Source organism: Gordoniibacillus kamchatkensis, assembly GCF_000829455.1.
GTDB lineage: Bacteria > Bacillota > Bacilli > Paenibacillales > NBRC-103111 > Gordoniibacillus > Gordoniibacillus kamchatkensis.
In genome coordinates, this window is record NZ_JXAK01000014.1 from 1 (window position 1) to 22,521 (window position 22,521).

Sequence of the window (22,521 nt, forward strand, 5' to 3'; positions counted from 1 at the left end):
GCAACGAACGTCGCGGCGCCCCACCCCTTCGCGTTCCGCATCCTTCCGCATTGCATTCCGGCATCGTTGCCAACGCTTGTATCGTCATGTTCCGTTCCCCTTCGTTCCGATTTGATGTCTCCATCATACCTTGCCGCTTCCAGTCTTCCCATCGGGGGATCGCCGGAATTTGCCGCTCCGCTCCCCTGATCTTTTAGTGAGGTTTCTCACACCGTCCCGTCAGGGAATCGCGCTACAATAGGGAAAAATTGCGCTTATGGCGATAGGGAATTCCCTGAGGCGTATTTCATGGAGTTCCCGGAATGCGGATTCGCCCTGAACAAGTTACAATGAATCGTGGAAGCTTTTGCCCGGAGCGGAGTCATATTCTTAACAGAAGGGGGTGATAGCGATGGATGGCTGCGCTGCGGCGATGGTTGCCGAACTGGACCGGCTGCGGCTGGAGACGGGCAGCGATTTTGCAGCGTTCGCGGTCCCGCTTGAAGGCGAGGCGTCCTGGCGCTGGAGCTGCGCTTCCGGCAATTTGAACAGCCGCTATAAGGGGCTCGTCATAAAATCCGGACGCGGCATTGCCGGCTCTGCGCTGCGAACCGGGCGCGCCGTCGTGCTGGGCCGCCATCGCTACGCTTCCGACTTGCGCAAGGACGATTTGCCGCTGCTTTCAGCGGAAAGGCTCGAAGCCGCCGCCGCGGTGCCGGTGACGGTACCCGCGGCGGGCGGTTCCAAAGGCGTGCTGCTTGTAGGCGCAAGGTCGCCGCGGGACTATGACGCTGCTTCCGTGGAGAAGCTCTGCGAGTCCGCGCAGCGGATCACCGACTCATTATCTCCATCGGATGGCAATCCGTCCGTTTCTTGAGCCTGCCAAAATGAACCCCTCTATGGGGTTCATTTTTACCGAATCAGAAAGTATAAACTTCTCCGAGTTGCTCCCTGATTCGGCATAAAAAGCTTCCGCTAAACGCGGTCGCGCCTCGTCGAATTGGCTCCGATAGGAGCTTTTTTTATGTTATTATGTACATAACAGACACAAACGGAGGTAGGCCATGAGACTGTTAATCGTAGACGACCACTCGGTTGTCCGCTCCGGAATGGCGATGCTGCTGAACGGCAAGCACGGCATCGAAGTCGTCGGGGAAGCGGCCGACGGCGACGAAGGCATCGCGAAGGCGATGGAGCTGAAACCGGACGTCGTGCTGATGGACCTCAACATGCCGCACGGCAAAGACGGATTAACGGCCACGGCGGAGCTGAAAAAGCTGGAGCCGAACGTGCAAATTCTGATCTTGACGATGCACGACGACGACGAATACTTGTTCCGCGCCATCCACGCCGGGGCCGCGGGCTACATTCTGAAGAGCGCCCCCCACGACGAACTCGTCTCCGCCATCCAATCCGTTGCGGCAGGCAACGCTTATTTATATCCGACAGCGACAAAGCGCCTCATGAGCGAATATTTGGATCGAATGAAAAAAGGGGAGGCCGGCGGCACGTTCGAGACGCTTTCGGACCGGGAGAAAGAGATTTTGAGCTGGACGGCCAAAGGATACTCCAACAAAGAGATTGCCGAGCATCTGGTCATCAGCGTGAAGACGGTCGAATCCCATAAAGCGAATCTGATGGAGAAGCTTGGGATCAAGACCCGCCCGGACCTTGTCAAATACGCCTTGAAGAAAGGACTGTTGAACTTTGAGTAACGACCCGAGACCAGGGCCGGCTCCCGAAGTCATCGGAGAAAACGTGCCGGCGCTACTTACGCGGCTGGAGACGGAACCGATGGACCCGCTGCTGCGGGATGAACTGAGGAACTCCTTGAAGCAGCTGGCGGACGTCAAATTCGCTCTGGACGAGTCCTCTATCGTCGCATTGACCGACCGGCAAGGCCGCATCCAATATGTCAACGACAAGTTTTGCGAAATTTCCCGCTTTTCCCGGGAAGAGCTGCTCGGCCAAGACCACCGGGTCATTAATTCGGGATTTCACGACAAGAGCTTCATGCGGGACTTGTGGCGAACGATCGGATCGGGGAGCGTATGGCAAGGCGACATCAAAAACCGCGCGAAAGACGGCTCGCCTTACTGGGTGCATACGACGATCGTGCCTTTCCTTGACGAAAACGGCAAGCCTTATCAATATTTGGCTATTCGCAACGAGGTGACCCGGCTGAAGCAAGTGGAAGAAGACTTGCAGCAGCTTATGATCGATATGATGCGGATTCAGGAAGAGGAGCGCCGCCGGTTTTCGCGGGAGCTGCACGACGGCATCGGGCAAAGCTTGTACTCGCTGCTCATCCAAATGGACCGCATTTTGAGCGAAGAGCCGCGAACCGATTTGCAAAATCTGCGCGCCGGCATATCCGGAATCATCGAAGAGGTGCGAAGCCTCGCCTGGGAAATCCGCCCTTCCGTTCTCGACGATCTCGGCGTTGTTCCGGCCATCCGCACCTTCCTCGACAATTATTCCAAACATTACGGCATCCGCGTCCGCTTCGAGAACGAGCTGCGGAGCCGGCTCGATATCCAGACCGAGACGGTCATATACCGAACGATTCAGGAGGCGCTTACCAATACGGCAAAATATGCGCAAACGGACGAAGCATTCGTGCGCATATACGACAAAGGCGATGCCGCCATCGTACAGATCGAAGATAACGGGCGCGGCTTCATTCGCGAAAGCGCAGGCAAAGGCGTCGGCCTGCTCAGTATGGAAGAACGGGCGAAGAGCGTTGGCGGGCAGCTTACCGTACAATCCGAGCCGGGGCGCGGCACCCTTGTCGCACTGAAGGTGCCGAAACACGCCCGCTGATCCGGAGCCGTTGCCCGGCAAGACTAAAACAGCGGAATTATATAATCTCTTGCATATCGCGGACTGCGGAAGTCCGGGGCGATTAGCCCCGGGCTTCTTTGTTTGTAACAAACGGTTCACAATTGAAACCAGCCTATGTGAGATTTCTCACAGTTGCCCCGTAATGCAGCGGCTACAATGATACCAGATCACACCCATTCGACAAAACGCGCCGGACCGGCGCACCAAGGAGGACATGAACAAGATGACGGACACTTTCACTTCTTCCCGAACGAGAAGCGCTGCCGGGAACCAGCCGGCTTCCGCAGCGGAGAACCAGTCCGCGAGCCGTCCCGGGGACAAAACGGCCGAAACGAAGGAGCCCTCCTTAAAGGGCACATTCATTGCGGTCATGCTGCTCGGCGGCTTCATCATCGCCAGCTGGGTGCTCGTGCTCGCGCTGTTTTTGTCGCGCAACTAAGCCATTTCGGATCGTACAGGGGGAAAACGCTCATGCACATTCATCGTTTGGAAAAAATTTGGATCGGCTTCGGCCTCGCCATGCTGCTCATCTTCTTGCTGCTGACGGGCGTCGCCGCATTCGCTATGGGCATCAGCCCGCCGTCTTCGTCCAGCCACGAAAATATGCATCACGGCAAAGTCGACCCGACGAAGCTGCAAACGACAGCGCCATTCGACAAGCCCGGGCTGAAGCAAATCGGCGACAACGAATACGAGGCCGTGCTTATCGCTTATGCGTTCGGCTACAATCCGGACACGATCGACATTCCGCACGGAGCGAAGGTCCATTTTATCGTGACAAGCTCGGACGTTGTGCACGGCTTTGAAATTCCGGGGACGAACGTCAACTTCATGGCCGAGCCCGGAGAAGTGACGGAGTTGACGCACACGTTCGATAAAGCCGGCCAATTCCTCGTGCTGTGCAACGAGTATTGCGGCACCGGCCATGAAATGATGAAAATGACGATCAATGTGAAATAATACAGGGGGCACCAAATATGATATCAACTTCTTCGATAACGGCAGGGAAGCCGTTTCACGAGAACGACGGCCAGCTCGTTCTGGCGCACGTCCTGTTCGCTTTCGCGGCGCTGCTGCTGGGCGGCATTGCCGGCCTATTGCAGGCGATGGTGCGCGGCGGAACGATTACGCTGCCGCACGGCATCGGGTATTACCAGCTGCTGACGGCCCATGGCGTCCTGATGGCGCTTATTTTTACCACCTACTTCATTATCGGCTTTCTGTACGGGGGCGTCGCCAAGACGACAGGACGGCTGCTGCCGACGACGCTCGCGCTGGGCTGGACCGGCTTTCTGCTCATGAGCATGGGTACGGCTGTCGGCACAGTGTTCATTCTGCTCAATAAAGCGACAGTGCTCTATACGTTCTATGCACCGATGAAAGCTTCGCCTTATTTCTATGTCGCTCTGGCGCTCGTCGTTGTCGGCTCCTGGCTGAGCGGCTACGGCATCTTTTACCAATACAACTATTGGCGCAAAACGCATCCCGGCGAACGTTCGCCGCTGTTCTCGTTCATGTCCGTCGTCACGATGCTGCTGTGGCAAGTCGCCACGCTCGGCGTCGCCGCGGAGGTGCTTATCCAGCTCATCCCGTGGTCGTTCGGCTGGGTCGATACGATCAATGTGCTGCTGAGCCGCACGCTGTTCTGGTATTTCGGACACCCGCTCGTCTATTTCTGGCTGCTGCCGGCTTACATTTGCTGGTACGTCGTCATTCCGAAAGTAATCGGCGGCCGCATTTACAGCGATGCGCTAGCCCGCCTGTCGTTCTTGCTGCTGTTCGTGTTCTCGATTCCCGTAGGCTTTCACCATCAGCTCATGGAGCCCGGCATCTCGCAGTTCTGGAAATTCCTCCAGGTTGCGCTGACGCTTATGGTCGTCGTACCTTCGCTCATGACCGCGTTCTCCCTGTTCGCTACGTTCGAGCTGGCAGGCAGGGCCAAGGGGGTCAGGGGGGTGTTCGGCTGGCTGAAGGTGCTGCCGTGGAACGACGTTCGTTTCTTCGCTCCGTTCATGGGCATGCTGATCTTCATCCCGGCGGGAGCCGGCGGCGTCATCAACGCCAGCTACCAGCTTGACGAAGTGGTGCACAACACGCTGTGGATTACCGGGCACTTCCACTTGACTGTGGCGACTTCGGTCGCGCTGACGTTTTTCGGGATTGCTTACTGGCTCATTCCCGCAGTCACGAACCGCAGATTGACACCGCGGCTTAACAAGCTGGGCTTGTGGCAGACGTGGATTTGGGTGATCGGCATGTTCTTCATGTCCGGTTCGATGCATACCGTTGGCCTGCTCGGCGCCCCGCGCCGCACAGCTTACACGACCTACGGCGACAACGCGCAGGCGTCGGGCTGGATCCCGTACGAAGTGGTGATGGCGATCGGCGGCATGATCCTGTTTGTCGGCGTCCTGCTTATGATCTACAACATTTATGCGCTGCTCCAGGCTCCGGCGGGATATGAGGAATTCCCGATCGGCGAAGAGCTGGACGGAGCGGAGCCGACGCCGAAGCTGTTCGAGCGCTGGGGCGTGTGGCTCGGCATTTCCGTCGTGCTCATCTTCGTCGCCTACACGATCCCTGTCGTCGAAATGATTCAGACCGGTGTCGGCTCGCCAGGGTATAAAACCTGGTAACGCAAAAACTCCCGGCCGTGGGTCAAGCGGCCGGGAGTTTTCGTATAGTCCCGCCCATCGCCGCATATGCATGTCATAAACGCTAGAAGAAGGCGGTCGATGCGCGAATGGACTATAACAAGCTGGTTCGCTATTGCGATTTGAAGCTGCGGCATAAAGAAATCGAAGAGGAGCTGGAAGAGCTGCGCAAGGAAATCGTGGCGATGTACCAAGATTCTTCAGACATCAAAATCAACGACTATACACTCAAGATCGTCTATCAAGATAAAAAGAGCTACGACAATCAGAAGGTGTTCGACTCGCTGCCGGACCCGGAGCTGTGGAAAAACGTATCCAAAGTCGACGGCGCGAAAATTACCGCCCTTATCAAAGCAGAAATCCTATCCGAAGCTATGCTGGAAGGAACGTATACCGTGTCGAAAGTGCCCTACCTGTATGTGCATAAATCATAAACCGCAACCTAAAATCGATGCAGCTTAAGCACGGCGGCAACGGCCGATTCATGGCCGAAAGCCGCCGTTTTTAACGTGCGGCCAGCGCCAGTGCTGTTTTTCATCGCTCGGATCTCCTCCGTATGACATGCCATATTCGTTTGACGGCAGGTACGGGCAGTGAAAACGGCGAATCAGTTATCGCTAGACAGTCCACGCACCGAGTGTGTCGCAGCCATACCGGCGGAGGAGGAAAAATTTTGAAAGAGAATTGGGAACGGGCGGAAGCGCCTGTAACGCTGGAATTGCCGGAAATAGCCGAGCTGGTTGCGCCTCTGTTTCGCGGGAAGCGCGTGACCGCAGCCGAGCGGATCGGCATCGGCTTGAGCAATTCCAACTATAAGCTTGAGCTGGAAGGAATGCGGGAGCCGTACGTACTGCGCTTGTACCGGGGCGACGAGAACGTAGCCGCCAAAGAACGCGATATTGCCCGTTTGCTGCGGGGAACCGTCCCTGTGCCCGACATCCTATACGCGGACTGGAGCCGCACGCGGTACAAGAGCCCGTGGGCTGTCGTCGAATGGCGCGAAGGCGCGCTGCTTCGGGACGTCATCAGATCCGGCAATGCCGAACAAATCGCTTCGGCCGCCGCATCTGCCGGAGCCGTTCTGGCCCGAATCCATTCATACCGATTCCCCGCTCCCGGCTTCTTTGGCCCAAATTTGAGCATCGCCCACCCCTTTGCGATGGACGCCGACAACTTTCTAAGCTTCATGGAGCACAGCCTGTTTGAAGCCCAGTCCGGAGTATGGCTCGGGGAAGAGCTGAAGCAGGCGGTATGGTCCATGTGCCGGCGCTGCAGCCCGCTTATTTCACAGCGCGAAGAGCCGCCGGTGCTCGTTCATTCCGATTTTAACGGCTTAAATATACTGGTTCGCTGCGATTCGTCCGGCTGCAGCGTCTCGGCCGTGCTCGATTGGGAGTTCGCTTTTGCCGGCAGCGGGCTCGTCGATATCGCCAACATGCTGCGCTATGAACCGCGCGATTCGGCGCTCGAGCGGCATTTTATCCGCGCGTATATAGAACACGGCGGCACACTTCCGTCCAATTGGAGACTGCTTTCCAAGCTTGACGATCTCATCGCCCTATGCGATATGCTGAACGGCTCGATGGCTCAGACGCCCAATCGGATTAACGACCTGCGGCGCCTCATAGCGGCAACCGTGCAAGCCGAGTGCCAAGGAGACTGACCGGCCATCCAGCTTCATGAGCTTCTTCCAAAATAGAGAAGCGACAGCACGCCGCCGCCCAGTAGTACGGCTGCCGTCGCCAGCAAGGAAGCGTGCATGCCGGCGACGAAACGGTCCGATCCGTTCGCGACGGCGCCCAATACGGCGACGCCCAGCACGGCGCCGAGCTGGCGGCTGGCATTGAGCGCTCCGGACGATATGCCCGCTTGCTCCTTAGGCACCGAGGCGACGACAGCGGCCAGGAGAGACGGAATCGCGAAGGAGACGCCGAATCCGGTCAGCACTAGCGCGAGCAGCGTAATTGCATAGGACGAGTCCGCGTCGCTCCATAATAGAATGACCGTGCCGGCGGCCATGAGCGCGAATCCAAAGGCCGCCGGGGCTGCCGCACCGATGCGCCCGACGATCCGCCCGGTCAGCATCGGGTTAAAGGCCGTCGGAACCGTAAGCGGCAGGAAGGCGAGCCCGGCAGTGAAAGCGGAGTAGCCTCTTGCTTGCTGGAAATACAGCGTCAGCAAAAACAACAGGCCCGATAGCGCGAAGTTGACCGCCAGTCCTGCCGCCATGGCGGTCGAAAAAGCCGGATTGCGAAATAACGCCAAGGGCAGCATCGGCTGTTTGCCGCGCGCTTCGATCCGCACAAAGCAGACGGCTGCGACGGCAGCGGCGCAATAGGCGATCACGATCGGCGGAGCCCCCCATCCACTCGCTTCCCCCTCCACCAAGGCGTACGTCAGAGCGGCCACGGCAACGATAGCGGACAATTGGCCCGCGAAGTCGAACCCGCGCTGCGTCCGGCGAGCCGTCTCGCTCAAGACGGCAAGGGAGATACCGATACTGACAAGCGCTACCGGCACTTGCAGCAGGAAAATGGTGCGCCATCCCAGCGTATCGACCAGCAAGCCGCCGGCAGCAGGGCCCGCCGCCAAGGCGGCTCCGGATACGGCGGCCCAAGCGCCGAGCGCCCTCGCTCTTTCCGCCGCAGCGGGAAAATGGTGCGCGATAAGCGTCAGCGAAGCCGGCACGAGCGCAGCACCGCCCACACCGAGCAGCGCCCGGCAGGCGATCAAGACGCCGAGCGACGGGGATGCGGCCGACAGTACGGAGGCAGCGAGAAATAGTACAAGTCCGGCGACAAATAGCCGTTTGGCGCCAAGCCTGTCGGCGAGCGCGCCGGCCGTTAGAAGCAAGCAGGCGAACGCAATCGTATAGGCGTTGACCACCCATTGCATGCCGGCGAAGCCGCCGCCGAGGTCATGGCGAATGGCGGGAAGAGCGACGTTCAATACCGTCATATCGAGCATAACCATAAAGTAGCCGAGCGATAGGCCGGCGATCGTCAGCGTTTTCTTTTTCCGTCCGGCGAATGCCGTTTGCAGCGGCGATGTTGTTTGTTCCATGACATACGCTCCTTTGCGCGAAAGTGGTTGATTGGAGCGGCGTACACCCTCACGCCGGTTAGTGTATAATGAAACCAGCATCGCAACGAGAGGCGAGTTTATCCTAGGAGCGCCGCTCCCAGTCTGGCCAACCGCACGGAGGATATTGACTTATGGAACTTACGAACATCGACCGCCGCCGCGAAATGGGCGATTTTTTGCGCAGCCGCCGCACGCGCCTCGCGCCTGTGGCAGCCGGGCTGCCGGCAGGCGAACGGAGGCGCACGCCGGGGCTAAGGCGCAGCGAAGTTGCAGCGCTTGCCGGCATAAGCGTCGATTGGTATACGTGGCTCGAGCAAGGGCGGGATATTCAAGTGTCGGTGCAAGTGCTGGAAAGCGTTGCCCGGGCGCTGCAGCTTAATGAGAACGAACGGAGGCATTTATTTTTGCTTGCCTTGGGGCAGCAGCCTCCCGAAACCGCGCCTTCTTCGCCCGTCATCAGCGAGACGCTGCAAAACGTTCTCGACCTGCTTGGCACGGCGCCGGCGCTCGTTACCGATGTCCGGCTCAATGTCGTCGCCTGGAACAAAGCCGCCGCCCTCGTGTTCGGCGATTACGGCTCGATGCCCGAGAAAGAAAAAAATACGGTATGGCGCACCTTCACCTCGCCCTTCATCCGCGAGCTGCTGCAGGACTATTGGGAAGCCCATGCCCGGCGCCGGCTCGCCCAGTTTCGCGCCGGATACGGCCGATTCGTCGGCGACCCGTGGTGGACGGAGCTCATCGCCGGGCTGCACGAGGCGAGCGCCGAATTTCGGGCATGGTGGCCCCGGCACGACGTGCTGGGCGCCCCGGAAGGCCGCAAATTGCTGCACCACCCGGCTGCCGGCGAGCTCGCCTTCGAGCACATTACGTTCCAGGTGAACGATGCCCCCGATCTGAAAGTAATGGTAAATACGCCGCTCGACGACTACGGCACGGCCGACAAAATGAAACGGCTGCTTGCGGAAGCAGACGAGCAAACAAAATGCCGCCCGGGACATTGATCCCTGGCGGCATTTTGTCTGAACATACCAGCTACCCTTTCACGGCGCCGGCGACCATGCCTTTCATAATTTGTTCCTGGAAGACGAGGTAAATGACGACGGTCGGAATGACCGCAATGGACATGGCGGCCATCGTCAAGCTGTAATCCGTGCCGAAGCCATCGGAAAATACCGCCAAGCTAAGCGGCAGCGTCTTCAGCGCCTGTTTGTTAATGAAAACGAGCGCGAAGGCGAAGTCGTTCCAAAAGCGGAGGAACGCCAAAATGGCAACGGTGGCCATAGCCGGTACGGACAGCGGGAAAATGACTCTGAAGAAAATGCCCCAGTACCCGTTGCCGTCGATCATCGCCGCCTCCTCCACTTCTTTTGGCACCGATGTCAGGTAGGCAGCGACGACGAATATCGCGACAGGCAGCTCGAACGCCGTATACGGCAAAATGAGCGCGGCATACGTATCGAGAATCCCGATTTTCTTCATCATAATAAATAAAGGAACAAGCGTGCTGTGAATCGGAATGAGCATCCCGAGAACAAAGAGCGCCATCACGAGCCCTTTCAGCCGAAACGAAAGGCGCGACAAAATGTAGGCGGCAAGCGTGCCAGCCAGAAGCGTGAGGGCGAGCGAGAGGAACGTCACGATCACCGAGTTCCCCAGCGCCGTGCCGATTCCGGCTACTTTCCAGGCTTTCGCATAATTTTCGAACTGCCACGTCGACGGCAAAGCGAACGGTTTTCCGAAAAAATCTTGATTCGATTTGAACGAGCTGATGAACAGCCAAATGAGCGGATAAAGCGTGGCGACTGCGTAGGCGGCGAGAAAAGCGTTGCCTGCCCACGACCTGACGCGCCTAAGCAGCTTGAATAATGTGCCGAAGCCCGCGCCTGGCTTGAATTCGCCGGTTGTCGCCCTTGTGGGCGTCGTCGTCTCCAAGTTCGTCTCCTCCTTCCTCCGGGTTCTATTTTCGTTTCATTAACAGCTGACTGCCGAGCACCAAACTCATGCTGATGACGATGATCAGGGTCGATACCGCGGAACCGTAGCCGTACCGGAAAATGTTAAACGTATTGTTGTACATGTAAGTGGCCAGCAGCTCCGTGGACTGGGCCGGTCCGCCGCCGGTCATGACATAGATGAGGTCGAACGCCTTCAAGCTGCCGGAAATGCACAGGACGATCGCCACTTTGATCGTGTCCCAAATCATCGGGACCACAATCAGGTACAATCGCTTATAGCCGATAGCGCCATCGATTTTGGCGGCATCTTCCACTTCCGAGGAGATGTTTTGAATGGCCGCAATGAACAGAATCATATATGGTCCGATGTTCGCCCAAATAATCGGGGCGCAAACGGCGTACATGTTGATTTTCGGGTCGCCGAGCCAATCCCGGATCCAGGAGTGCAGCCCGGCTTTGTCCAATACATAGTTGACGATCCCGATCTGCGGATGATAGATATAGCCCCACATAATGCCGATAACGACGGAAGCGAGCACCATCGGCATAAACACGGCGGAGCGGACAAACCGGTGGAACCACGAGCTTTTCCAAAGCACAAGCGACAGCACGAGAGCGATCGGAATTTGCCCGAATATCGAAGCGGCGACGATGATCAAGTTGTTTTTCAAAGCTTTCCAAAAAATCGGATCGCGCAGCGCTTCCGTATAGTTGGCCAAGCCGAGAAATTTCGCCGCGCCGATGCCCTTCCATTCGTAAAAGCCGTAAAAAGCCGACCAGACGATCGGAACGAGCACGAAAATCAAATAGAGCAACAAGGCGGGCAGCAGGCCTACCAGGATGAAACTTCTCAATCGGCTCGCAGCAGCCATTGCTAGCCTCCTTTACTTATCCAGCGGGAATTGAAATGCGATACCGGCTTTTCCTGAATAGAGGCCGGTATCGCAACAGAGTGACGTTTGCTGGTTACTTGCCGATCGATTTGGCTTGCGCGTCCTGCAGCTTTTTCGCGATATCTTCCGGCTTGCCGCCGATCAGAAGCTCCTGCAGTCCGTTGTTGATCGCTTCGGCTCCGGCCGAGCTTAAGACGGCGTCATAGACCGGAGTGAACTTGACGTTTTGGGTAAGCGTATAGGCTTTGTAGAACAAAGGAGTCACTTTGGCCGGATCGATTTTGACGTTGTAGTTGACGAGCGAATTGCTTTCGGCGATCGCCTGCATCCCTTCCGGACCGCTTACCGTGTAAATCAGTTCGAGCGCGGCATCGAGCTTTTTGCCGGTTACATTTTTGCTGAGCGCAAGACCGCCGCCTGCACCGCCCGAAATTGTGTTCGGATCGCCTTTGCCCCCCGGAATCGCGGGAAGCACGGTAACTTCGACCTGGTCGAGCTGCTCTTTTGTGCCGGAAGCCGCCATATTCGTCAAGGCCCAAGCTCCGTCGATCATCATCGCCGCTTTGCCCTGAACGAAATATTGCTCCATCTGCGTGTTGTCCAAGCTGTTGAAGCCTTGCTGGAAAGCGCCGGCGTCGGCCAAGCTTTTGAAGTAGGTGAGCGCCTGCACGAACTCCGGATCCGTAAATTTGGCTCCGTCCTGCTTGGCCGCTTTCAGGAACCATTCGGTGCCGGTAACGCGGTTGGCCAACGAGCTGAGAATGCTCGACTGCGCGAGCCAAGCCGCTTTATTTCCTAAAGAAATCGGCGTGATGTTGTTGTCCTTGAACGTTTTGACGGCGGCCATCAGCTCGTCCCACGTTTTCGGCACTTTCACGTTGTACTTGTCAAACAGCGATTTGTTGTAGAAAAACAGCGATGTCGCCGACGCGCTGAGCGGGGTGGCGTACACTTTGTTATCGAACGATAACGGATCGAACGCGCCCTGGAAAAAGTTGTTTTTCCAGTCCGGATATTTGTCGAGAAGCGGGGTGATCGGCTGGAGGAGCCCGCCTTCGTAATATTCTTTAATCGATGTGCCCGATTGGGTAAAGAAGACGTCCGGCATTTCGTTGGCCGCAGCAACCGTTTTCAGCCGCTGGCGGTAGCCGTCCGGCGGAATCGCTTGCGCGTCAAGCTCTATCTCGGGATTCGCCTGCTTGAATTTTTCGATTTGCGCCCGAACGGCTTTCGCTCTCAGGTCGTCACCCGAGAAATTGTGCCAGATCGACAGTTTGATTTTGCTGCTGCCCGCGCCGCTCTTGGCCGCACCGGCCGATGTGTTGTCGCCGCCCTGCTTCTCGCCGCATGCCGCGAGCAATGTCGACAAAGCAAGGACGGACGAAAGAACGACGGTAAGTTTTTTCATCATGATGGTAGCCCCCTCCTTATTTGCTTACACTGCTAGTATAGGGAACGAAGCGCTCTGCTTGTAGGAGAGAACTTTCAGTCGTAGGGTAGACAAAATTCGGCTTTCTTCTCAGCCGTTTGGCGATTGGCGAAACTCCGAGGGCGTCAGACCGGAATATTTTTTGAATTGCTGGCTGAAGTACTTCATATCGCCATAGCCGACTTCTCCCGCAATCTCGCTTATTTTTTTGCGGGACGAGAGCAGGAGCTGGGCGGCAAGTTGCATTCTTTCCCGGGTGACGAACTCGATATAGCTTTGCCCGGTCTCCTTTTTGAATACTTCACTGAAATGATTCGGGTTCAGATGGACGAAATTGGCCACTTGCTGCAGCGTAACCGCTTGATCCAGACGGCCGCGGATGTAAGCGATCGCTTTGTGCACATAGGAATAGCGAGTGTCGGCCATCGTTTCGTGAAACGCCGCCATCACCGCTGACAGCAGTTGGAACACTTCTTCCTCCGGGCGCCGGCGTTGACCGTCGCCGGATACAAAGACGGCCGGCGGCGCGCCCTCGCTGCTGCGGTCCCCCTTCGTACGCTCCAGCCACCGGTGTCCGGCGATCACTAGCGATTGCATGAACGCCTGCAGCGTTGCCGGCGTAGCGGCCGGGCTTTCCATCTCCGCGCGCACGAGCCGGTTGACCCAGTGGCGCAGCTGCGTCGGATCGTTGCTCATCAAAATAGCCGCCAGCTCGCTCTCTTCCTTATGCGAACAAACCGTCCGCCCGCCTTGGCGATGCTGAATTTGCTCGCGGTAGTAAATCCCCTGCTCTCCAAGCAGGCTGCGGTAAGAGAACACTTCCTCCGCTTCCCGGTACGAAGCGTGCAGCTGCCCATAAGCGGTTGCCGGGCTGCCCACCGCAGCGAACAGCTCGCATTTTAGCGTCTCGCGCACGCGCTGCAGCGCCCTCTCGAGCCCGCTCCGCTCCGCCGCCGCTGCGCTTTCCGTGCCGCGCATGACGACGATGACCCGGTCCTTTTTCATGAGTGTGACGGACGGCAGCAGCTCGCTGAGCATATTCTCGACGGCGCCGAGAAGCAGTCCGGCTAGCGAGCCTTCGCCCCATCCGGACGCGGTCACGATAGCGACCGTTACCGTCCCGCTCAAGGCGGATTGCGCAAGCGCATGCGGATGCGCCCCGCTCCGCTCGAACCGCTCGTCAAGCAAAGGCGCTAGCTGCGCCGCCGCCTCGGTCTGGCCGTCCAGCGCTTCCTCCAGCAGCTGGCTGAGCAGCGCAGCGGATTGGACCGATTCCTGCTTCTTCGCTTCCCACTTCGCCAAAATATGCTGCTTGGCTTGCAGGGCAGCTTTAATAATTTCTTCAGGGCCGCTTGTTTTCAGCAAATAGTCGCTCACGCCTTCCCGCAGCGCTTGCTGGGCATAGGCAAAATCGTCATAACCGGTCAAGATGACGATCTCGGCGTCGGGCAACACTTTCTTGATTTCCTTAGCCAGCTCGATTCCGTCCATGCCGGGCATCCGGATATCGGTCAGCACGATATGGGGCTTGTCCTCGGCAAGCCGCTCCAGCACTTCTTCCGCCGACGACGCCGGCGGCAGCAGGTCGAGTCCGAGCTCCTTCCAATCGATTACAGTGCACAAGCCTGTCCGGATAATGACTTCATCATCGACGATCAACAGCCTCATGGCGTTCCCTCCGTTATGGGTATAGTGAACGAAATGCGGGTGCCGGCGCCCGGTTCGCTTTCGATTCGCAGCCCCGTCTCGCTGCCGTAATGCAGGAGCAGGCGATGATGAACGTTCCTTAGCCCGTACCCGGATTTTCCCGGCTCGGGCTTCGCCCCTTCCTCTCCCCGCAGCTTGCTCATCAAATCCAGCAGCTTGTCCCGTTCGATGCCGACGCCCGTATCCTCCACAACGAATTTCATCGCGCCTTTTTGGCGCTCGCCGTGCACGTAAATGTGAGCCTTTTCCTTCTTCTTTTGAATGCCGTGCATGATGCTGTTCTCGATGAGCGGCTGCAGCAATAGCTTCAGCATAGGCAGCGGCAGCAGCTGCGGATCGACGTAGAACGCGATATCGAATTTTTCCTGAAAGCGCATGGACATGATGTAGGCGTAATTTTGCGCATGCGCGATTTCCTGCTGCACGGAGCAGAAGTCCTCGCCTTTGTTCAAGCTGAAGCGCAAAAAATCGCTGAGCGCGCCGACCATTTCGGAGATGAGCTTGTCTTTGTTCATCAGCGCGATCCAATGGATGGAAGAAAGCGTGTTGTACAAAAAGTGTGGGTTGATTTGCGCCTGGAGAGCGAGAATGTCCGCCTCCTTCTTCATCGCCTCGTTTTTCTGCACCTGATCCATCAGCCGCCCGATCCGGTCGTAAAGCCTGTTGAAGCTGTGCAGCAGCAGCCCCACTTCGTCCGTGCTCTTCACCTCGTAAGTAGGGAAAGCGCCTTCGGGATTAATGTCCTTCATCGTTTCCGCCAGCACGGTCAAAGGCCGGGTCACCCGCTGGATAAAAAAGAGCACGAGCGCAACCGTGAACAGCAAGGCGATGCCGATGGCGACGGCGGTGACGGTCAGGACGTACTTGTTTTGAGCTTTGTATATGTCGGTAGGAATGACGCCGATCAGCTTCCAATGGAGGCTCGGCAGCGCATAATAAAATATCGTTTCCTGCTCGCTATTCAGCTTGTACGCAAACGTGCCGCGCCCTTCTTCCGGCAGGGGGATGTTCGGCAAATACCGGCTGACGGGGCGGCCGGACCAATCGCTATTTCCGCCCGACAAAATGCTGCCGTCCCGATCGACAAGCAGCAAATACCCTTTGTTTTCCCAGCCCGCGCTTGTCAAATAGCTGCGGATCTCCGCCTCGTCGATACTGATTGCCAGCGTCCCTATCGTTTGAAAATTGTTCATGTTGCGAATCGGGCGCACGAGCGAAATGACCCGCTTGAGGCCCTCCGTCGTCATATTTTCATACAGGGGAGACCACCACTTCGGCCCGGACTCGTAAGCTTCCTTGTTTTGGGCCAGCACCTCGGGCAGCCCCGAGCGGAGTATGGTCGTGCTGGACAAGGGAGGATAGCCGCTGGCCGAAGTGATCGTAATATTGGAGATGTATTTTTTGGAAAACGCCAAATTGGTCAAAAATCCGATATTTTGCGTAAACAAGTTCACGTCCGCCGCTTGGTAGCTCAAATACGTCTGGATGTCCTTCTGGCCGATAATAAAGATTGACATGTTCTCAGCGTCGTTCACGACAAAATCGAGCTTATCGGCTATTTGCCCGAGCGTGTTCAGGCCGGACTCCTTCCCTTTCTCCTCCGTCACCAAGGAGGCGATCCGGTAAGACACGACGCCGGTCGCCAGCAAAGGCAGCACGGCGGCAACGACGAGAAGCAGCGACAATTTGCGTTTCAGCGATTTATCCAGCCACCGTTTCATGCTTTCCCCATTCCCGCTTCTGGCACCAGACCAATGATTTGTTGGGATAATACTAGCATATTTGCCCGGATCGTTCACACTTTTTTTTTATATTGGCAAACTTTTCGTTTGAATGAAAATCAAAGCAACACCGGGTTTTCGAAATGTTGCTTTCACATTCCGAAACCCGGTGTTCCGCTCCGCTCTATGCTACAATTCACGCAAAACCGACATGGCAAAGGAGTGCATTCGAACATGCATCGAGTCGTTACGCCAAAAATTTTGTACTTCGGCACCCCGGTCGTCCTCATCAGCACGTTAAACGAAGACGGGACCGCCAACCTCGCCCCGATGTCGTCGGCATGGTGGCTTAACCAATCCTGCATGCTCGGCATGAGCGAAAAATCGCAAACCGTGCGCAACATGGCGCGCGAGCGGCAATGTGTACTGAATCTGCCTTCGGCGAATCTTGCGGACGCGGTCGACCGGCTGGCGCTGCTCACCGGCCGCAATCCGGTGCCGGACACCAAGGCGCAATTAGGATACCGCTACGAGCCCGATAAATTCGGAACCGCCGGACTTTCTCCGGAACCGTCTCATTTCGTAAAACCTCCCCGGGCCAAAGAGTGCCCCGTTCAATTGGAGGCGCTTGTCGAACAAATTCACGCCTTCGGCCAGCCCAGCAGTCTGACGGCCATCGAAGTTAGCATCGTGCGCGTTCATGTCGATGAGCGGATCTTGATGGACGGGGAAGCGAACTACATCGATCCCGAGAAGTGGAACCCGCTTATCATGAATTTTTGCGAGTTTTTCGGCTTGGGCGGCAAGCTGCGCCCCTCAACGCTTGCTCCGGTTTTTGCGCCGCCATCGCGCGACGGCCGATAAGCCTTGACGCATACGAATAGGAGCGGGAGTGCCCGTTCTTACACGCGGCCAGCAGCATGAGCGCTCATCCTCCTGCCGGAAGCCTTCGAACAATCTCCCGCCGTACGGCGCCAGCACCCGGTCGACGAAGGCGATGAGACCTTCCTTCTGTTCCATCTTGTAAAACAGGTCGAGCTCTTGAACAAGCTCGCGGCAAAACGTTTCGTCATACATGCGGAGCGAACGGACGACCCATTTGCCTTCCCCGGTCCAACAGCCGTGCATTCTCAGCTCCATTTCCTGCACGAGGCCGGCCAGACGGTTCACCGTAAACAAGTCCTCGGCGCGCGACGACGAGCCTGCCAAATCTTCCAGACATTCCGTGATTTCATATCTTGCCTGAAGGATTTCGTCCTCCGTCCACGGCCATGGCCCTTCGCGCAGCATCTCCTTCGCTTCCCGGATCAATGCGTCCGCCGTACCGTCATCTTTCAAAATCGTTCCATCCGCGCACATGCGCTGGATGGACGGGATGGCGCGCAGCTGATTCATCTCGAAAATATACCGGTACGACTCCGTCGTCAGGACGAACGCCTCGATCGGCCAGCCGAACTCGCGATAGCACGCCCGGAACGGGCTCGGCTGGCTGTCGTCGAAGATGACCAAATCGAGGTCGGACCGTGCCGTAGCCCGCCCCGTCACGACGCTCCCGGCAAGCACGGCTACGCTGCAATCGGGAAAATGCTTCGCGATGAACTGCAGCGCCGCTTCTTTACCCTCCAATCTCACACGCCCACCTTCTTATCATTTTGTATTTGTTGCGGCCGGTTTCCTTACTCTATCTTATGGCTGATCGGGACGATCATGAGCATATTCGCCAAATAACCGGGCGGGCGCAGCAGCTGCCTATACAAACCTGTTCGCCTTCGCATACATTGTCTATATCTTTATTAGGGGGGTGAACTGCATGTCCGCTATGGCTGGATATGGGCGCGGCTTTACTTCGACCGCTGCAATTTTGGTGTTGTTTATTTTGCTTGTAATTGTCAGCCGTTCGTTCGGCATCTAATTTGGAGCGGCGCAGCGTTCCCCGTCGGGGAAAGCGCTGCGCTTTTTTTAAGGCTCTGTTGTCCTCGAGTGTTGATTTTTAACCAAAAGAAAATCCGCCGCCCAATGTGGCGGTTAATTCTCAACTATCGTATCCTCACAACAAGTACTTCAGAATTGGTTTAATCGTTCAATTAGTAACGCCAGCTTTATTGGCTCCATTGAGACCAATCGCAAATCAACATCACAGTTTAACAGAGCCTTTTTTAAAAGAGAAACCCGCCAGATCGCGAATGAATCGCAACTGGCGGGTTTCTTCCACTATGTTTTTGTCTATTTGCCTAGACGCCAGGCAGATGGTTTCCAGCATGGGACGGTGCTGAGCGATAGCTTCAACCTCACATTAGCGCGCTCCGGCTTTCACAAGCATATCCGCAATCGCGACGAAGCCGCGGGCATTCGCATGCGTGAGCGGCGAAACGCCGTCCTTGTCCTTAATGTTCACGTCCGCACCGTGATCGATGAGCAGCCTCACGATCGCTTGGTGCTCTTTGCCCCCATGGCCCAGCACGATTGCTTCCATCAGAGCCGTCCAGCCCAAGTTGTTAATATGGTTTGTCCAAAGCGGCGCAAAACTTCATCGCTCTTTGTTCCGAGCAGGCGTGAGCCCCCCGCTTAGCCTGCCATTATCGTCAATAACAAACTGGGCAGCATGACACTTTTATGCGGATACCCACGCTGCCTTTTACGTCCAATTTCAGGCTCATTCGACAATAACAATTTCTTTACAATTGCCATAATTATATTGTACATACGCCTGCTTTTACGGCACGCTTGCGAGGACGGTATCCATGAACAGTCGGCAGCTGACACGGTTGGCACGCCAGTTCGGCGTACGGGCCAAGCGGATCATCCAGGTCAAATCGGGTGTGTATCATCTGGTTACCCCAGCGGGAAGCCATTACTGCCTAAAGAAGATGCGCTATGCTCCGTCGCGATTGCGCTGGATGGATCGCGTGCTCAGACGGCTTCGAAAGCGCGGCTTCCCCGCGATTGCCTGGCGCAATCCGCGAGGGGCGGCGGGGCACCCGCTGTTTGCCCTCCCCACACCGCGCAGCTCCCCGTTTATTCTCACCCCCTGGATTGTAGGGAAACAACCTTCCCCGGCGTCCAAAGCGGACCTGAAGGCATGCGCCCAAGCGCTTGCAACCTTTCATATCGCCGGCCGCAAAGCGGCGTCTCCTGCTGCCGGAGCTTATTGTGTACTCGGCAAATGGCCGTCGAAACTGCGATCCCATGAAGCCTTTTTGCAGCGGCAAATCCGCAGAGCCCGGCAAAACCGGCTCGCGATGCCGCTGAACAAGGTGCTGCAAAAGTACGGTCCCGAGCTCCTCGACAGAGCGGAACGAGCGATGGGCCTGCTGAAGGGAAGCGATTACAAATCGCTCTGCCGCAAAGCCGCTGCGAACGGAACGCTTTGCCACGGAGACAGCGGTCCGAAAAATTTTGTGATCACCTCGCAGGGAGTGTACCTGATCGACTTTGAAACGCTGCGAATCGATTTGCCGGTTTACGATCTGTATCGCATGATCCGCCTTTCCTGCAAAAACAAAGGCTGGCAGTTCGATACCGCACGAGCGATTCTGGACGGCTACGAGAGCGTATCGAAGCTGAGGCGCGCGGATTACGACATGCTGAAAGCGTGGCTGCTGTTTCCGCATAAAGCGGTTAAGCTGCTTCGGCATTGCAGCCGCCTGGGCGAAGCGGGCCAGCGGCGAATCGCCCAAACTCTCCGCTCTGTTATTGCCGACGAACGCAAGCTGGCGCCGCTGCTCGATAAGCTGGATAGCTACGCGAAAAAGGACCGATGAACATGAAAGTATGGGTGATGACCAACGAATATGAAGGAAACAATGTCGGCGGACTCGGCGTCGTGGCGACCCATCTTTCGCGCGCGCTCTCCAACAGCAACGATACGTCCGTAACCGTCATTTGCAAAACCGGACATACGCGCCGGGTTGCGGTAGAGAGCGGCGAATCGTTAACGGTCGTGCGATTTCCCCGCAGCTCCAAATATCATTCGAGCGCCAGGCAGCTGTTCCACGCCCGGCCCATTGCCAAATGGATGAAAACACACGGCTTCGGGCAGCCGGACATCATTCATGTCCATAGCATCCAGTGCGATGATCTGGCCCTATATTACAACAAAAAATATAAAATTCCGCTCGTCTACACGTGCCACTCCCTGATTTGCCTCGAGCCGAAACAAAGCAATCTTAAACCGATGGAAATGCGCCAGCGGCAATTGCTCCGGGCAGCGAACGTCGTCACGGCACCGAGCGGCTGGCAGAAAGCGATGATCAGGCGCAGCTATCCGCGCTATATAAAACGCATTGAGGCGATCCCAACGGAGTGCCCGCTGTAGAGGATGTAAAGGAGCTCCAGGCACATCCGAACCGGCTGCTTTACGTCGGCCGGCTCACCGCGATAAAAGGAATTGAAGAGCTGCTCGGAGCCGTTTCGCTGCTCAAGCGCCACAAGCCGAAAGTACGTCTCGCTATCGTCGGAAAAGGAGGTCCGGCCTATACGGCCAAGCTAAAGCGGCTGGCCGGCCGGCTTCGTATCAGCTCCAATCTTAACTGGTTAGGGAAGCTGAAGCCGAGCAAAGTGCAGCGCCTTTATCGTTCTTACGGCGCAGTCGTCGTCACGAGCCGCTACGAATCGTTCGGCCTGGTAGCGCTCGAAGCGTTGTCTCACGGCGTCCCGCTCGTATCGACTCGCGGCGGCGGTCTCCGCAGTTTTGTAAGCAACAGCAACGCCACCGTCATTCCGAGAGCGAAGGCAGCCAGCATTGCAGCCGGCATCCTGCGCATGTGGCGTTCGCCTCAGCTCAAGAGAAAACGGATCGCAAACGGGCTGGATACGGCAAGACGATTCGGCTGGCCGCAAATCGCCGCGCGCTATCGCGAGCTGTTTGCCGACATTGTGACGCGAAGGGGACTCGAAAATGACGGAACATCGCTGGAAGCTGATCCGGGCTTGGAAAGCGAAACGCCAAGGGCAAGTTTGGGTCGTGCGAAGCCACTCCGGCCGGAACGGGTATTTTAAATTTACGAGGAAAGATCAGTGGTACTTCTCGGGGCCGATGATCGCCAACGAATACATCGCCGCTGCGCTCGCGGCAAAGCTTGGGCTGCCTGTCGCCAAGCTGGAGCTGGCTACCGTCGCCGGACCTGACGGCCGGCTGCAAAAAGGGCTCGTCTCCGTCGCCGCCAGGGCCAAGGAGGTGACAACGTGGAACGAGGCAGGAGAAGCAGTGCGGTCGCATCCCGCCAAATACGTGAAGCGGGCCGACCTGCTCCGCTCCCTGATCGTATTCGACGCGTGGATCGCCAACATCGACCGGGCTTCAGGCAAAAATCTCGTGCTGTACCGCAGCTCCGGCGACGAGAAATACCGGTGGTATTTGATCGATCACGGGCATACGCTTTACGGCTCGCCGCGCAAATGGGCCCGCGGCGCATGGAACAATCCGCTCTGGCAAAAGCTGTGGACGTTTTATCATACTCCAAAAGGGCTGCTGCGGCTGCAATCGTCCTGGAAACGTCTGGATCCGATGGTCCGGCGCATTGAGAAGCTCACCCCGGCGCATATCGACCAAGCTTTGGACAGCGTCCCGGTCGGCTGTCTCCGTACAAATGAACGCCGCTTCATTCGCCGTTTATTGCTGACGCGCAAAAAACAGCTGCGCAGCATCATCCGGCGCTGGCTCGCTTACAAGGTCAGGAAGGAATCCGGCCGCTGATGCCGGCCTATGGCGTAAATGGAAACAAAACCAGCTTATGCGCGGCGCGATGGAAGCGCATAAGCTGGTTTTTCTTTTTGTGCCTCCCGGCTCCGGCTTCATTTCAAAGAAAGCTGTCTTCGCTTCCCGTCGTGCCCCGATACATATGAGTATGAGGCGTTCTGCCGTTCACGGTCGTATAGCCTTCGAAATGATGAACATGTCCGCCTCCCGGCAAGTCGATCGCAGGCCCTGTCGTACCTTTGATGATGTGGCTGTGGCCGTCGTCGAACGACGTATGCGCATAATAGGCGTGCACATGCGGCACGCCGCTCGGTGCAGGCTCGGTCATCCCGGCATACTGATGGTCATGTCCGACATCGAACGAAGTCGTTCCCGCAAACGGATGCACATGAACGGGCCTGCCGTCCCAGGACGTAATGTACAATTTGTGCGAGTGGTTCGATTCGCCATCGGGAGAAGAGACGACAAACCCTTTCACCGGAATGCGCTTAACTCCTTTGCGATCCTTCCTTTTCCCCATAACCCCTTCCATCCGCCTTTCATCCCAAAATGAT

At 57.0% G+C, this 22,521-nt stretch carries 24 protein-coding genes; 15 read left to right on the plus strand and 9 right to left on the minus strand.

The features are described from left to right. Positions 1–391 precede the first annotated feature (391 nt). The 8 genes from SD70_RS09835 to SD70_RS09870 all read left to right on the plus strand — a co-directional run bounded on the left by SD70_RS09835 (position 392) and on the right by SD70_RS09870 (position 7,140). Positions 392–856 (plus strand): GAF domain-containing protein, encoded by a 465-nt coding sequence (locus SD70_RS09835; RefSeq protein WP_052487230.1) that lies wholly within the window; start codon positions 392–394, stop codon positions 854–856. Positions 857–1,043: 187 nt separating this feature from the next. Beyond that, positions 1,044–1,694, plus strand: a complete 651-nt coding sequence (locus tag SD70_RS09840; RefSeq protein ID WP_041047411.1) for a response regulator transcription factor — start codon at positions 1,044–1,046, stop codon at positions 1,692–1,694. After that, on the plus strand, positions 1,687–2,802 hold the full coding sequence (locus SD70_RS09845; RefSeq protein WP_041047412.1) for a PAS domain-containing sensor histidine kinase: 1,116 nt from the start codon (positions 1,687–1,689) through the stop codon (positions 2,800–2,802). Before SD70_RS09840 ends, SD70_RS09845 begins: the two co-directional genes overlap by 8 nt. 235 nt (positions 2,803–3,037) lie before the next feature. Further along, a complete protein-coding gene (locus SD70_RS40275; RefSeq protein WP_156157952.1) occupies positions 3,038–3,262 on the plus strand; it encodes a cytochrome c oxidase subunit 2A in 225 nt (74 codons plus the stop codon). Positions 3,263–3,294: 32 nt separating this feature from the next. Then, positions 3,295–3,783, plus strand: coding sequence for a cytochrome c oxidase subunit II (locus SD70_RS09855; protein WP_041047414.1), 489 nt, complete (start codon positions 3,295–3,297; stop codon positions 3,781–3,783). A 17-nt stretch (positions 3,784–3,800) separates the two neighbouring features. Beyond that, positions 3,801–5,459 (plus strand): b(o/a)3-type cytochrome-c oxidase subunit 1, encoded by a 1,659-nt coding sequence (locus tag SD70_RS09860; protein ID WP_052487231.1) that lies wholly within the window; start codon positions 3,801–3,803, stop codon positions 5,457–5,459. Between the two features lie 107 nt (positions 5,460–5,566). Further along, a complete protein-coding gene (locus tag SD70_RS09865) occupies positions 5,567–5,911 on the plus strand; it encodes a hypothetical protein (protein WP_041047415.1) in 345 nt (114 codons plus the stop codon). Between the two features lie 239 nt (positions 5,912–6,150). Then, positions 6,151–7,140, plus strand: coding sequence for a phosphotransferase family protein (locus tag SD70_RS09870; protein ID WP_041047416.1), 990 nt, complete (start codon positions 6,151–6,153; stop codon positions 7,138–7,140). Between the two features lie 14 nt (positions 7,141–7,154). Here the strand turns inward: SD70_RS09870 and SD70_RS09875 are convergent, their stop codons facing one another. Beyond that, complete coding sequence (locus tag SD70_RS09875) at positions 7,155–8,540, minus strand: MFS transporter (protein ID WP_082053240.1); 1,386 nt, start codon at positions 8,538–8,540, stop codon at positions 7,155–7,157. 152 nt (positions 8,541–8,692) lie between these two features. Between SD70_RS09875 and SD70_RS09880 the strand changes: the two genes are divergently transcribed. After that, complete coding sequence (locus tag SD70_RS09880) at positions 8,693–9,565, plus strand: helix-turn-helix transcriptional regulator (RefSeq protein ID WP_041047417.1); 873 nt, start codon at positions 8,693–8,695, stop codon at positions 9,563–9,565. Positions 9,566–9,596: 31 nt separating this feature from the next. Here the strand turns inward: SD70_RS09880 and SD70_RS09885 are convergent, their stop codons facing one another. From SD70_RS09885 to SD70_RS09905, 5 genes are all read right to left on the minus strand, one after another. Then, on the minus strand, positions 9,597–10,496 hold the full coding sequence (locus SD70_RS09885) for a carbohydrate ABC transporter permease (RefSeq protein WP_394297949.1): 900 nt from the start codon (positions 10,494–10,496) through the stop codon (positions 9,597–9,599). 25 nt (positions 10,497–10,521) lie between these two features. Next, complete coding sequence (locus SD70_RS09890; protein ID WP_041047418.1) at positions 10,522–11,391, minus strand: carbohydrate ABC transporter permease; 870 nt, start codon at positions 11,389–11,391, stop codon at positions 10,522–10,524. Positions 11,392–11,485: 94 nt separating this feature from the next. Further along, positions 11,486–12,823 carry an extracellular solute-binding protein gene (locus SD70_RS09895; protein ID WP_156157953.1) on the minus strand — a complete coding sequence of 446 codons (1,338 nt, stop codon included), beginning with the start codon at positions 12,821–12,823 and terminating at the stop codon, positions 11,486–11,488. Between the two features lie 108 nt (positions 12,824–12,931). Continuing rightward, positions 12,932–14,509 (minus strand): response regulator, encoded by a 1,578-nt coding sequence (locus SD70_RS09900; RefSeq protein WP_041047419.1) that lies wholly within the window; start codon positions 14,507–14,509, stop codon positions 12,932–12,934. Beyond that, positions 14,506–16,269, minus strand: coding sequence for a cache domain-containing sensor histidine kinase (locus SD70_RS09905; protein WP_041047420.1), 1,764 nt, complete (start codon positions 16,267–16,269; stop codon positions 14,506–14,508). The genes SD70_RS09900 and SD70_RS09905 overlap by 4 nt, the downstream gene beginning before the upstream one ends. A 234-nt stretch (positions 16,270–16,503) precedes the next feature. On the opposite strand from SD70_RS09905, the gene SD70_RS09910 reads away from it, so the two are divergent. After that, a complete protein-coding gene (locus tag SD70_RS09910; protein ID WP_041047421.1) occupies positions 16,504–17,133 on the plus strand; it encodes a flavin reductase family protein in 630 nt (209 codons plus the stop codon). On the opposite strand, the gene SD70_RS09915 is transcribed toward SD70_RS09910, so the two are convergent. Continuing rightward, positions 17,086–17,901 carry a nucleotidyltransferase domain-containing protein gene (locus SD70_RS09915; protein ID WP_197080977.1) on the minus strand — a complete coding sequence of 272 codons (816 nt, stop codon included), beginning with the start codon at positions 17,899–17,901 and terminating at the stop codon, positions 17,086–17,088. The two genes, SD70_RS09910 and SD70_RS09915, sit on opposite strands and share 48 nt — an antisense overlap. Positions 17,902–18,079: 178 nt before the next feature. On the opposite strand from SD70_RS09915, the gene SD70_RS36830 reads away from it, so the two are divergent. Next, positions 18,080–18,181, plus strand: coding sequence for a sporulation protein YjcZ (locus SD70_RS36830; protein ID WP_197080978.1), 102 nt, complete (start codon positions 18,080–18,082; stop codon positions 18,179–18,181). 381 nt (positions 18,182–18,562) lie between these two features. On the opposite strand, the gene SD70_RS09920 is transcribed toward SD70_RS36830, so the two are convergent. Further along, entirely contained in the window at positions 18,563–18,760 is a 198-nt protein-coding gene (locus tag SD70_RS09920) for an ankyrin repeat domain-containing protein (protein WP_331436762.1), read from the minus strand. A gap of 250 nt (positions 18,761–19,010) precedes the next feature. Between SD70_RS09920 and SD70_RS09925 the strand changes: the two genes are divergently transcribed. From SD70_RS09925 to SD70_RS09935, 4 genes are read left to right on the plus strand one after another with little or no spacing between them, the layout of a single operon-like run. Then, positions 19,011–20,030: a phosphotransferase gene (locus SD70_RS09925; RefSeq protein WP_041047422.1), complete on the plus strand. Its 1,020-nt coding sequence runs from the start codon at positions 19,011–19,013 to the stop codon at positions 20,028–20,030. A gap of 2 nt (positions 20,031–20,032) precedes the next feature. After that, entirely contained in the window at positions 20,033–20,584 is a 552-nt protein-coding gene (locus SD70_RS33100; RefSeq protein WP_052487234.1) for a glycosyltransferase family 4 protein, read from the plus strand. Continuing rightward, the gene (locus SD70_RS33105; protein WP_052487235.1) at positions 20,572–21,267 is read left to right on the plus strand and encodes a glycosyltransferase family 4 protein; all 696 of its coding nucleotides are present in this window, start codon (positions 20,572–20,574) and stop codon (positions 21,265–21,267) included. Before SD70_RS33100 ends, SD70_RS33105 begins: the two co-directional genes overlap by 13 nt. Continuing rightward, positions 21,167–21,964 (plus strand): HipA family kinase, encoded by a 798-nt coding sequence (locus tag SD70_RS09935; protein ID WP_156157954.1) that lies wholly within the window; start codon positions 21,167–21,169, stop codon positions 21,962–21,964. The genes SD70_RS33105 and SD70_RS09935 overlap by 101 nt, the downstream gene beginning before the upstream one ends. A 103-nt stretch (positions 21,965–22,067) precedes the next feature. Here the strand turns inward: SD70_RS09935 and SD70_RS09940 are convergent, their stop codons facing one another. Next, positions 22,068–22,487, minus strand: coding sequence for a YmaF family protein (locus SD70_RS09940; RefSeq protein ID WP_041047423.1), 420 nt, complete (start codon positions 22,485–22,487; stop codon positions 22,068–22,070). Between the last annotated feature and the right edge of the window lie 34 nt (positions 22,488–22,521).